The 11,592-nt window shown below is 69.1% G+C and carries 12 protein-coding genes; 1 reads left to right on the top strand and 11 read right to left on the bottom strand.

What is annotated here, in order from left to right; translation table 11 throughout:
* Nucleotides 1–167: 167 nt before the first annotated feature.
* From A4F85_RS27500 to A4F85_RS27450, 11 genes are all read right to left on the bottom strand, one after another.
* On the bottom strand, nucleotides 168–437 hold the full coding sequence (locus A4F85_RS27500; protein WP_063328408.1) for a hypothetical protein: 270 nt from the start codon (nucleotides 435–437) through the stop codon (nucleotides 168–170).
* A gap of 681 nt (nucleotides 438–1,118) precedes the next feature.
* Complete coding sequence (gene metC / locus A4F85_RS27495) at nucleotides 1,119–2,342, bottom strand: cystathionine beta-lyase (protein WP_016454426.1); 1,224 nt, start codon at nucleotides 2,340–2,342, stop codon at nucleotides 1,119–1,121.
* Nucleotides 2,339–3,010, bottom strand: a complete 672-nt coding sequence (locus A4F85_RS27490; protein ID WP_063328407.1) for a cysteine dioxygenase family protein — start codon at nucleotides 3,008–3,010, stop codon at nucleotides 2,339–2,341. The genes metC and A4F85_RS27490 overlap by 4 nt, the downstream gene beginning before the upstream one ends.
* A gap of 25 nt (nucleotides 3,011–3,035) precedes the next feature.
* Nucleotides 3,036–3,923, bottom strand: coding sequence for an amino acid ABC transporter ATP-binding protein (locus A4F85_RS27485; protein ID WP_063328406.1), 888 nt, complete (start codon nucleotides 3,921–3,923; stop codon nucleotides 3,036–3,038).
* Nucleotides 3,910–4,731: an amino acid ABC transporter permease gene (locus A4F85_RS27480; protein WP_013800582.1), complete on the bottom strand. Its 822-nt coding sequence runs from the start codon at nucleotides 4,729–4,731 to the stop codon at nucleotides 3,910–3,912. The genes A4F85_RS27485 and A4F85_RS27480 overlap by 14 nt, the downstream gene beginning before the upstream one ends.
* A complete protein-coding gene (locus A4F85_RS27475) occupies nucleotides 4,721–5,470 on the bottom strand; it encodes an amino acid ABC transporter permease (RefSeq protein WP_063328405.1) in 750 nt (249 codons plus the stop codon). The genes A4F85_RS27480 and A4F85_RS27475 overlap by 11 nt, the downstream gene beginning before the upstream one ends.
* Entirely contained in the window at nucleotides 5,467–6,738 is a 1,272-nt protein-coding gene (locus A4F85_RS27470; protein WP_063328404.1) for an aminotransferase class I/II-fold pyridoxal phosphate-dependent enzyme, read from the bottom strand. Before A4F85_RS27470 ends, A4F85_RS27475 begins: the two co-directional genes overlap by 4 nt.
* Nucleotides 6,735–8,264, bottom strand: coding sequence for an FAD-binding oxidoreductase (locus A4F85_RS27465; RefSeq protein WP_063328403.1), 1,530 nt, complete (start codon nucleotides 8,262–8,264; stop codon nucleotides 6,735–6,737). The genes A4F85_RS27470 and A4F85_RS27465 overlap by 4 nt, the downstream gene beginning before the upstream one ends.
* On the bottom strand, nucleotides 8,261–9,079 hold the full coding sequence (locus A4F85_RS27460; protein ID WP_063328402.1) for a transporter substrate-binding domain-containing protein: 819 nt from the start codon (nucleotides 9,077–9,079) through the stop codon (nucleotides 8,261–8,263). The genes A4F85_RS27465 and A4F85_RS27460 overlap by 4 nt, the downstream gene beginning before the upstream one ends.
* Nucleotides 9,076–9,990, bottom strand: a complete 915-nt coding sequence (locus A4F85_RS27455; protein WP_034397150.1) for a transporter substrate-binding domain-containing protein — start codon at nucleotides 9,988–9,990, stop codon at nucleotides 9,076–9,078. Before A4F85_RS27455 ends, A4F85_RS27460 begins: the two co-directional genes overlap by 4 nt.
* Nucleotides 9,991–10,091: 101 nt before the next feature.
* The gene (locus tag A4F85_RS27450; RefSeq protein ID WP_063328401.1) at nucleotides 10,092–10,952 is read right to left on the bottom strand and encodes a transporter substrate-binding domain-containing protein; all 861 of its coding nucleotides are present in this window, start codon (nucleotides 10,950–10,952) and stop codon (nucleotides 10,092–10,094) included.
* 224 nt (nucleotides 10,953–11,176) lie between these two features.
* Between A4F85_RS27450 and A4F85_RS27445 the strand changes: the two genes are divergently transcribed.
* The gene (locus A4F85_RS27445) at nucleotides 11,177–11,590 is read left to right on the top strand and encodes a lysozyme inhibitor LprI family protein (RefSeq protein WP_034397148.1); all 414 of its coding nucleotides are present in this window, start codon (nucleotides 11,177–11,179) and stop codon (nucleotides 11,588–11,590) included.
* Nucleotides 11,591–11,592: the final 2 nt, after the last annotated feature.

The following is an 11,592-nucleotide window of genomic DNA, read 5'->3' as shown; positions in this document are numbered from 1 at the left end:
CCACCCCGCATCCCGCCCAACGCAGGCGTGGGCAGAAGGGGGGAGATTGGGGAACAGCCAACAGCCAACAGCCAACAGCCAACAGCCAACAGCCAACAGCCGGAAATGCAAAACAGCCGACGCGCCATTGTGGCGCTCGGCTGTTTTCGTGGGCTGAGGCTACTGCTTCAGACCTCGGGTTTGGCGGTGTTGCGCAGAAGATAGATCTCGTCTTCCACGTAGGTGGCTAGCCGCTCTGCACTGTGCTGAATGGTGCGCAAGGCGTTGGTCACCACGTCCGTATCGCGCAGGCCTTCGGGTGATAGCAGCCATGCCTGGGCGAGCTGGGAGATGGAAGAGACCTCGTTGCAGCTCATCTGGACCATTCGGTTCACCTCGGTGATGGAGAAGTTCAGCTGCGTGGTTCTGGCGCTGGTGGATCGTGTTTCCTGCTTCATGGCCTGACCCTCCGTGTGATGGTGAGGGTTGCGAGGCTTATGGACGCTGTATGCATGGTTGCGTGCTCCGTTGCGAGTCTTCAGTCACCAACGCATGTTCTTACGCATGAGCAGGTGGACGGGATGTTAAGAACACGTGCAACGCCGTGCGGACATCCTTGCGGGTAGCCCCATCCCGTCCAAAACTGATGGACGTGGGAATGCCCCACGATCCGAAGTATTCAGACGCGACAAGGCCTCTCTGATGGGGAGGCCAGCACCAGCTGCGATCGGTGTTCTTACGCACCAGCCCCTGAACAGGGGGCCGGTCGAAATGATAGAGGCTTTGGACGACAAGCGCGCTCAAAAAAAAGGCCGAGCGCAGCGACGGCCCGGGCAAACTCCCCGTATGTCAGCGCCTGCGGCGTGGTGGTTGCGGGGTTGCAGTCCTGCCGAAGGACAGGACTGCTTCGTGATCTGACTCGCCGTGATGTTTGAACGTAGCGCGCAGCGCGAAGAGAGTTTCACGGCGAACCCCGCAACCGCCACGACGCAGGTTGCCCGCAGCGAAGCGGAGGGTCGCGGACATCCGGGTCGCCTTCTTTGATCTGACCTTTCTTGGCGAATCAAGAAAGGGCAGTCGGCTGCCGGGCCGAGACCCGGCCTCTGTCGCCAGAGGCGCGACAGAGTCAAAAAGGAAGCTCAGGCAGCCAACCTGAACCGCTCCACCACCCCCCCAAACCCCCTCTCCAGATCCGCAATCAAATCCAAAGGATCCTCCAGCCCCACATGCAGCCGCACCACAGGCGCAGTCCCCGTCCACACACTGTGCTCCCGCAACCTCTCAGGCTGCGCCACCAGCGCCAGGCTCTCGTACCCGCCCCAGGAAGCCCCCTGCGCAAACTGCCGCAACGAGTCAACGAACACGGCACCGGCACCGGCGTCCACCCCTTCGGCAAACGCGAATGACACCAGCCCGCTGGCCCCGCTGAAGTCACGCTTCCACAGCGCATGGCCGGGATCGGAGGGCAGGGCCGGGTAGAAGACGCGGCCGACCTGGGGCTGCTGCTCCAGCCATTGCGCGATTTCGGTGGCGTGGCGCTGGTGCTGGGCCAGGCGCACGGGCAGGGTGCGCAGGCCGCGCAGTGCCAGGTAGGCGTCGTCGGCGCCTATGGTCAGGCCCAGGGCCTCGTAGGCGGTGGATATCTTTTTGGACAGCGCGGGGCCGTCGGTGATGACGATGCCCTGCATCACGTCGGAGTGGCCGGCGATGTACTTGGTCGCGGCCTGGATGGAGAGGTTGGCGCCGTGCTCCAGGGGCTGGTAGAACCAGCCGCCGCTCCAGGTGTTGTCGGTGGCCACGGCAATGCCGTGCTGGCGCGCCACGGCGGCCAGGGCGGGCAGGTCCAGCACCTCGTAGAGCAGGGAGCTGGGCGATTCCAGGTAGACCAGGCGGGTGTTGGGGCGGATCTTGCCGGCCAGATCGTCGCGCGAGGGCGAGAAGTACTCCAGCGTGATGCCCAGGCGCTGCAGCAAGGTGGCGTCCACGCGGCGCACGGGCGAGTAGACGCTGTCGGCCACCAGGGCATGGTCGCCGGGCGAGAGCAGGGCGATGAGCACCAGGGTGATGGCGGACAGGCCCGAGGGCGTGAGAAAGGCGCGGTGCCCGCCCTCCAGCGCGACCACGGCGTCTTCCAGCGCGCGGTGCGTGTCCAGGCCGTGGCGGCCGTAGGAGGCCACGCGCTCGCCGGCCTCGCGGCGGTGGTGCAGGTCGGCGTAGGCGGCGCTGTCGGCAAAGCGCACGGTGCTGGTGCGCACCACGGGCACGTTGACGGGGCCGGAGCCGCCCTGCAGCGGCGGCGTGCCTGCGTGCAGCAGGCGGGTCGACGGGCCCAGGGGCCGTTGCTTGTCTTGGGGGATGCTCATGCCACGGCCTCGCTGGGACGGAAGTAGGCGGCGTTGTAGTTCTTGATTTCGCCGGTGTCGGGGTCGATGGCCACGCGGCCGCTCAGGGTTTCCAGCGGCTGGCCGTAGAGATGGAAGTGCAGCGTGGGCCGCTCGCCCACGACGGCAATGCTGTGGATGTCATCGGGCAGGAAGGCGATGGAGGCGCCCGGCTGCACGGTGAATTCGCGCGCCAGGTGGATGCTGGCGCGTGCGGGGTCGCTGCGGTCGTCCGTGCGCTCGTAGAGGCGGTTGAGCTCCTGTCCTTCGACGGCAACGATCACGGCCCAGGTCGTGTGGTTGTGCGGGGCCGTGGTCTTGCCGGGGTTGATGGAGTTCAGGTACAGGGCCAGGCCCGCATCGCCATCGGCCGGGTTGAGGCGGTAGCGCGTGGAGGCGCCCACGCCTTCGGTCTGCGCGGGCGGGGGAAAGTCCGCGCGGCTGAACAAGGCCTTGTGCGCGGCCAGCTGCTCCAGGCGTGCGGTGATGGCCGACAGGGTGCTGCGGTCGGGCGCGCCGGCCTGCAGCAGCTGGCGCACGTCGGCCAGGGCGGCGTCCACGGCCTGGCGGCGCCGGGCGGCGGCGTCTGTATGGGTGCCTGTATCTGCGCCTGTGCCGGCCGGGGTTTCAGTCGTTGTTTCTGCGGTCATGGGATGTGCTCCTGGAGGTGGGGGATCAAAGGGCAAAGCGCAGGCTGTTGAAGGGCAGCGGCGCTGTGGCCGGTGTGGCCGGGGCGGCTGGCGCAGGCCTGGACCGTGCACCATCGCCCAGGGCGCGCTGCAGGAATTCGCGCGTGCGCTCGCTGCGCGGGCTGCCGAAGATCTGGGCGGCCGGGCCGTGCTCGACGATGCGGCCGGCCTCGGTGAAATAGACCTGGTCGCTGACCTCTTCGGCAAAGCGCATTTCGTGCGTGACCAGCACGCAGGTCATGCCGTCCCTGACCAGGTCGCGGATCACGGTCAGCACCTCGCCCACGGTCTCGGGGTCCAGGGCCGAGGTCACTTCGTCGAACAGGATCAGCTCGGGCCGCATGGCCAGGGCGCGCGCAATGGCCACGCGCTGCTGCTGGCCGCCGGACAGCTCGCCGGGGTAGGCGGATTCCTTGTGGTCCAGGCGCACCTTCTGCAGCAGGGCGCGGGCCTCGCGCTCGGCCGTGGCGCGGTCGCGGCCGACCACGCGCGTGGGGGCGATGACCAGGTTCTCCAGCACCGACAGATGGGGGAACAGGTTGTACTGCTGGAAGACGAAGCCCACGCGCTTGCGCAGGGCGATCAGCTCGGCCTCGGTGCGCAGCTGGTCCACGCGCGTGCCCGCCACCGAGATGGCGCCGCGCTGGGGCCGCAGCAGGCCGGTGATGCAGCGCAGGATGGTGGACTTGCCCGAGCCCGAGGGCCCGATGATGGTCACCGCCTCGCCGCGCCGCACCTGCACGTCGATGCCCTTGAGCACCTGGTTGTCGCCAAAGGACAGGTGCACATCCTGCAGGTGGACCAGGGCGGGCGCCGTGCCTGCGGGGGCATCGGCCGTGGCGAGTTGGGAGAGAAAGGAGTCAGTGGCGTTCATGGCGTCGCTCCAATGCCCGGGTTGCCCGGGCGATGGGATAGCAATAGGCGAAAAACAGCGCGAGCAGCGTGAAATACACAAGGATGGTGAAGTCCGTGCGTGCCACGGTGTTGCTGGCGATCTGGGCGGTGTCCACCACGTCGTGCACGCCCACCAGCGAGGCCAGCGAGGTGCTCATGGTGATGCTGGCGTAGAGGTTCATCCACGGCGGCAGCATGCGGCGCACGCACTGCGGCAGCACGATGAGGCGGAAGATCTCGCTGCGGCGAAAGGCCAGCGACTGGGCCGCCTCCCACTGCGCGCTGGGAATGGACTGGATGGCGCCCCGGAAGATCTCGGCCACGTTGGCGCTGGTGGGCAGGGCCAGGCCCAGCACCACCTTGACCCAGTCGGGGAACGGAAAGGTCCAGCCCACCAGCTTCAGCTCGAACGGGAACACATAGGTGGTGAAGTAGATGAGCACCAGGATGGGCGCATTGCGAAACAGCTGCACATACCAGCGCACGCCCGTGCGCACGGCCGGCGTGGGCGACAGCGACAGGGCGCCCAGCACCAGGCCGGCCACGGTGCCGATGGCCACGGCCAGCACGCTGATCTCGATGTTGACCAGGAGGCCGCGCAGCAGCGCGGGCAGCCATTTCCACAGGTGCACGAAGGCGGGCGGGGCGCTGTCCGTGGCGGCCCAGCAGGCGCACAGGGCCAGCAGTGCGGCGCCCGCGATCAGCCAGGGGCTGCGCGCCGCGCGCAGCAGGGCGGCGGGCAGCGGGCGGGGCGCGGCGCCGGTGTTCAGGGTGGCTTCATTGGCCATAGCCGGGCATCCTCAGGTGTTGTTCCAGCCAGCGGCCCGCCAGGCTGACCAGCCAGGTCAGCAGGCCGAACCACAGCAGGATGAGCAGCAGCAGCTCCAGCACGTTGTCGCGCTGCGACCAGATCATGATGGACTCGTAGGTCACGTCGCCCACGGCAATGGCCGAGGCCACGGCCGTCATCTTCACCAGGTCCACCAGGTTGTTGGTCAGCGAGGGCAGGGCAAAGCGCAGGGCCAGCGGCAGCTGCACGCGCACCAGCAGCTGGCGCTGCGAAAAGCCCAGCGAGCGCGCCGCCTCCAGCGTGGTGGCGGGCACGGCCTCGATGCCGGCGCGCAGCGCCTCGGCATGGAACACGCCCTTGTGCAGCGAGACCACGATCACCACCCAGACAAAGGGCGTGAGCGGGTTGTTGCCCGCGCCCCAGTCGCGCAGTTGCTGGGTGATCAGCATGTTGAGCACCAGGAAGGCGCAGTACAGCTGCACCAGCGTGGGCGTATTGCGCGTGACCTCCACAAAGGCGCGCGCAGGCCGTGCCAGCCAGGCGCGGCCCGAGGTCAGGGCCGCCGCCAGCGCCACGCCGGCCGCCAGGCTGCCGGCAATGGTCAGCAGGGCCAGCTGCACGGTCACGAACATGCCGCGCACAAAGGCCTGGCGCTCGGCCACGTCCAGCACGAAGGCGTAGTTCAGGCCCAGGCCCTTGAGCGCTTGCACGCCCTGGGCAAGCAGGCTGTCGTTCATGGCACGGCCTCCAGGGCGGCCGGCTGTGCATGCGCTTGCGCTTGTGCAGCGGGGTCTTTCAGCGCGGCCACGGCGCGTGCGATGCGGGCCGTGGCCTCGGCCAGCACCTCGTCGCTGGCAGCGGTGGAGATGCGGAAGTACGGCGACAGGCCGTAGGCCCCGCCATCCACGGCAGCCACGCCTTCGGACTCCAGCAGCCATTCGGTCAGGTCGGTGTCGCTGGCGATGGGCTGGCCGTCCGGGCGCAGGTGGCCTATCAGCGCGCCGCAGTGCACAAAGGCAAAGAACGATCCGCCCGGCGGCAGCAGGGCCAGGCCCGGCACCTGGTCCAGCGCCTGGGTGACCTGTTGCGCGCGCCGCGCATAGGCGTTGCGGGCCTGCTGCACAAAGCTCTGGTCGGGCGACTGCAGCGCCGCCGTGGCTGCGGCCTGGGCCACGGAATTGGGGCCTGACGAGGCCTGCGACTGGATCACCACCATGGCCTGCACCAGCGCGGCCGGGCCTGCGCCCCAGCCGATGCGCCAGCCGGTCATGGCATAGGTCTTGGAGACGCCGTTGACCAGCAGCGTGCGCTCGCGCAGGTCGGGGGCCACCGCCAGCCAGTGCGCGGGGGCCTGGGGCGTGAACCAGATGTGCTCGTACAGCTCGTCGAGCAGAACCAGCACCTGCGGGTGCTGGCGCAGCACCTGGGCCAGGGCGGCCAGTTCCTCGCGGCTGTAGACGGCGCCCGAGGGGTTGCCCGGCGTGTTCAGCACCAGCCAGCGCGTGCGCGGCGTGATGGCGGCCTGCAGCGCGGCCGGCGTGAGCTTGAAGCCCTGCTCAATGCCGCAGTCCACGATGACCGGCGTGCCGTCGTTCACGCGCACGATGTCGGGAAACGAAGGCCAGTACGGCGCGGGCACGATGACCTCGTCGCCCGCGTCCAGCGTGGCCGCCAGCGCGTTGTAGATCACCTGCTTGCCGCCGTTGCTGACGATGATCTGCCCGGCGTCGAAGTCCAGCCCGTTCTCGCGCCGGTACTTGGCGCTGATGGCCTGGCGCAGCGCGGCCGTGCCGGGCGTGGGCGTGTACTTGGTTTCGCCGCGGGCCAGGGCCGCGATGGCGGCCTGCTTGATGGGCTCGGGCGTGTCGAAATCGGGCTCGCCCGTGGTCAGCGCAATGATGTCGCGGCCCTGGCGGGCCAGGGCCGTGGCCCGCGCGCTGGCTGCGGCATTGGGCGAGAGCCTGACGCGCTGCACGCGCTGCGAAAGGGGAAAGGGCGTGGTCATGGCGTGGGGCCTTCCTGGAGTGCGGCGGCTGGCGTTGGAGAAACCTGCGGCAAGTCGTGCGGCAAATCGTCCGGCAGGGCTTGCAGCACCTTGCCGGGATTGAGCAGGCCCAGCGGGTCGAAGGCCTGCTTGAGACGCCGCATGAGCTGCAGCTCCACGGCGCTCTTGTAGCGGGGCAGCAGGTCGCGCTTGGTCTGGCCCACGCCGTGCTCGGCGCTGATGGAGCCGCCATGGGCGTGCACGCTGTCGTGCACCACCTCGTGGATGGCGTCTTCCTGGGCAAACAGCTGCGCGGGCGTGCTGTCCGGCGCGTGCGACACGTTGTAGTGCAGGTTGCCGTCGCCCAGGTGCCCGAAGGCCACGGGCCGCACGGCGCCAAAGCGCGCCTGCAGCAGCGCGGCCGTGGCCGCAAGAAAGTCGGGGATGCGCGAGATGGGCACCGACACGTCGTGCTTGATGTTGCGGCCGTCGCGCCGCTGGGCCTCGCCCAGGGCCTGGTCGCGCAGCCGCCACAGGGCCTGGCTTTGCTGCAGGCTCTCGGCAATGGCGGCATCGGTGACCAGGCCGTCCTCGAAGGCCTGGCCCACCACGCACTCGAAGCGCTGGCGCGCATGGTCCTCGCCCTCGCTGTCGGACAGCTCGATCAGCGCAAACCAGGGCGCGTTGAGCGCCAGAGGTATCGGCTGCTCGGGCACATGGCGGGCTATCAGGCCCAGGGCCGTGTCCGACATCAGCTCGAACGCCGTCAGGCTGGCACCGAAGCCCGCCCGCGCCTGGCTGAGGAAGGCCACCGCATCGCGTATGCAGCCAAAGGCCAGCAGGGCCGTGTGCTGGGCGCGGGGCAGCGGATGCAGGCGCAGCGTGGCCGCCGTGATGATGCCCAGCGTGCCTTCGCTGCCCACGTACAGGTCGCGCAGCGCATAGCCGGTGTTGTCCTTGCGCAGCCCGCGCAGGCCGTCCCAGATGTCGCCCTCGGCCGTCACCACTTCCAGGCCCAGCACCAGCTCGCGCGCGTTGCCGTAGCGCAGCACCTGGGTGCCGCCCGCGTTGGTGGACAGATTGCCGCCAATGGTGCAGCTGCCCTCGGAGCCCAGGCTGAGGGGAAACAGCCGGTCCGCATCGCGCGCTGCCTGCTGCACATGGGCCAGCACGGCGCCGGCTTCCACGGTCAGGGTGTCGTTGTCGGTGTCGATGGCGCGCACGCGGTTCAGGCGCGCCAGCGACAGCAGCACGGCGTGGCCCGAGGCGTCGGGCGTGGCGCCGCCCATCAGCCCGGTGTTGCCGCCCTGGGCCACGATGGGCGTACGGTGGGCGCGGCACAGGCGCACCAGCTGCGCCACCTGGGCCGTGTCGGCAGGCCGTGCCACGGCCAGGGCCTGGCCCGTGAGGCGGCCATGCTGGTCGGTCAGGTAGCCGGCCGCATCGGCACCCGTGAGCACATGGGCACCGCCCAGGGCGTGGCGCAGCGCGGTGACCAGGTCGGCGGGGCCGGTGATGTGGCCGCTGGTGCTGGTGTGGGTGCTCATGCGGGCGCCTTCCTGAACTTGTCGTGCAGCTGGTGCAGCAGCGGCGTGGGCGTCATGCCGTTGCGCTGCTCCACCTCGATCAGCCAGCCCGTGCGGTGCCAGTCCTGCACGATGCGGTCGATGGCCGCCTGCGTGTCGGAATCGCCCTTGCGCAGCCAGATCACCGAGGGCGAGGGAATGATGTCGGCGGGCGAGGCGATCTCGTAGTCCTTCCAGTCCGCATTGCTGGCCACGAGTTCGCGCAGCGTGGGGCTGACATGCACGGCGGCCGCGCAGTTGCCGCCCTTGAGGGCCAGCAGCGACTCGGGCTGGCCCCGGAAGGCCTTGATCTGGGCGCCGTATTGATCGGCCAGCGGCTTGGTGAAATTGCTGCCCTGCGACACGCACACGGGCTTGCCGCGCAGGTCGTCCCACTGGCGCACGCCGCTGCCCTTCTTGGCGATGGCGGCGCCGCCGACTTCCTCGAACGGCGTGGGCACGAAGGACAGGATCTCGCTGCGCTCCTGCGTCCACTGCATGTTGGCGATCAGGATGTCCACCTTGCCCTGCTGCAGGAACTGCACGCGGTTGGACGGCTGGACCTGCACGGTCTCCACACCCACGCCCAGGCCCTTGGCCACGCCTTCGGACAGCTGCACGTTGTAGCCCACGTGCCTTTGCGTGACGGGGTCGATGGTGCCGAACGGCGGCCCCGAAAGCATCACCCCCACCACGATCTTGCCGCGCTGCTTGATGCGGTCCAGCGTGGCGTCGGCATGGGCTGCCAGGGCCGTGAGGGCGAGCAGGGCCGCCAGTGCGGTGCGAGTCGGCTTCATGGCTTGGCTCCCTTGGCGGCGGCCTGGGTTGCCTGCGCATCGGCCTGTGCTGCCGCATACACCGCGAAGTCGTAGGGCGCGCGGTCGAACTGGCCCTTCAGCGCGCGTTCGTGGCGCTCGGCGATCCAGGTGTCGGGCACGCCGCTGGCGCGGGCCACCTTGAGCAGAAAGCCCGTGCGGTGCCAGTCCTGGATGGCCTTGTCCACGAAGGCCTGGGTGTCGGCCTCGCCGCGGCGCGTCCACACCACGGTGGGCGAGGGAATCAACTGGTCCTGCGTGCCCAGCTCGAAGTCCTTCCACTCGGCCGCATTCGGGCCGGTGAGCTTTTCATAGAGCGCGGGCTGGATATGGACCGAAGCCGCGCAGGTGCCGCCCTTGAGCGCCAGCAGCGACTCGGGAATGCCGCGCAGGCCCTTGACCACGGCGCCATAGCTCTCGGCCAGGGGCTTGGCGAAGTTGCTGCCCTGCGACACGCAGGCCACCTTGCCGCGCAGGTCTTCCCAGCGCTTGATGCCGCTGGCCTTGGCCACCAGGGCGCCGCCGCCGATCAGGTCATAGGGCGTGGGAGCGAACGAGAGGATCTCGCTGCGCTCCTGCGTCCACTGGATGTTGGCGATCAACAGGTCCACCTTGCCGCTTTGCAGGAACTGCACGCGCGTGGAGGCCGTCACGGGAACCGTCTCCAGCGGCACGCCCAGGCGGCGCGCGATGTCGGCGGCAAGCTCGGTCTGGTAGCCGCCGGTCTTGCCGGTGGCGGGGTCCAGCACGCCGAACGGCGGGCTGGCGCCATCAATGCCCACGGACAGCTTGCCGCGTTGCTTGATCTTGTCCAGCGTGGCATCGGCGTGGGCGGCACCGGCGCCCAGCAGCAGGGCCAGGGCGGCGGCAAGGGGGGGAAGAAGGCGGGGCATGCGTGAATCCATCAGGGAACGGAAGGCCCGGCCCCGTCTTGCGGGGCCTGGGCCTGGGTGGTCGAAAAAAAGCAGGGGTGGACCGCCGTGGCGGTCGGCGGTCAGCTGGCGGACTTGAACTTGGCCTGCAGCTCGGGCAGCAGCGGGTTGGCCGGCTCGATGCCCACGCGCTTTTCGGCGGCGATCAGCCAGCCCGTGCGGTGCCAGTCCTGCACCACCTTGTCCACGGCGGCGATGGTGTCGGCCTCGCCCTTGCGGGTCCAGACCACGGAAGGCGCGGGCAGCACCTCGCCGGTGATGGGGGCCGAGTACTGCGCCCATTCGGGGTTGCTGCGCAGCAGCGGGTAGATCAGCGTGCTGTCATGCACGGCGGCCACGCAGTTGCCGCCCTTGAGCGCCAGCAGCGAGTCCGACGAGCTCTTGTAGCCATGCACCTGGGCGCCGTACTCGCTGGCCAGCGGCTTGGCAAAGCTGCTGCCCTGGGACACGCACACGGGCTTGCCGCGCAGGTCTTCCCACCTGGCAATGCCGCTGCCCTTGCGCACGGCGGCAATGCCGCCCACGCGGTAGAAGGGCGTGGGCGCGTAGCCCAGGGTCTCGGCACGATCGGGGTTCAGCTCCATGGAGGCGATCAGCAGATCCACCTTGCCGGCCTGCAGAAACTGCACGCGCGTGGCGGTCTGCACCTGGACCAGCTCGGCCTCCACGCCCAGGCCCTTGGCCAGGGCGCGTGCCAGCTCGGGGTTCCAGCCCACCAGCTGCTGGGTGGACGGGTCGATGGAGCCGAAGGGCCCGCCATTGACCAGCACGCCAATGGTGACCTTGCCGCGCTGCTTGATCTTGTCCAGCGTGGCATCGGCCCGGGCCTGGGTGCAGGCCAGGGCCAGCGCGGCGGCGATGAAGGTCAGGGATGCGGAAAGGGTGGCGCGGGGCTGGCGGCGCAGGGTGGGGCTTGTGTGCATGGCGGGAGCGGGGCGGTCGGGACGAACGAAAGATGCGTACGCCCGCATCTTCTGGCCGCCCTTGACCCACGGCAACAAAGCTTTGGGAGCATGTTTATGCGCTTTGCGTCGCTGCATCAGGGTGATCACCAGGGAAATGTGGGCCCGCGGCAGGGCGGGTCGATGGTGTAATCGCGACGGCCGGGGTGCTGCGCCCACCGGCACCTCCCAGCGAGCCCTCTTCCATGCACCAAGCCCTAGCGTCCCTACTCGCCCCTCTCGCCTGCGCCGCCCTGCTGTGTGCCAGCCCCGTGGCCTGGGCCGCCAATCCCACCAGCTCGGGCAATTGCGAGGAAAGCTCCACCAACATGTCCGAGGTGCGCGCCTGCCTGCACGAGCAGAACGTGGCCATGGTCAAGGCCGCCTACGCCTCGCTGTCGCTCAAGCTCAAGGCCCGCATGCCCCAGGCGTCGGAAGAGCTGGAAGTGGCGCAGAGAAACTGGGTGCAATACGCGCGCAGTGCCTGCGAGTTCCTCTCTGAATTCAATTCGGCCAGCTTTGCCAAGGACGATGCGCGCGCCAACTGCTGGAGCGACTTCGCCCGCGCCCGCACCAAGCAGCTCAAGTCCTGGGAAATGCAGCTGGACAAGAAGCCCTGAGG

The organism is Delftia sp. GW456-R20 (assembly GCF_001622915.1).
Lineage (GTDB): Bacteria > Pseudomonadota > Gammaproteobacteria > Burkholderiales > Burkholderiaceae_C > Comamonas > Comamonas acidovorans.
The sequence above is the reverse complement of the archived record's forward strand: the minus strand, read 5'-3'. Positions and strand labels throughout refer to the sequence as shown.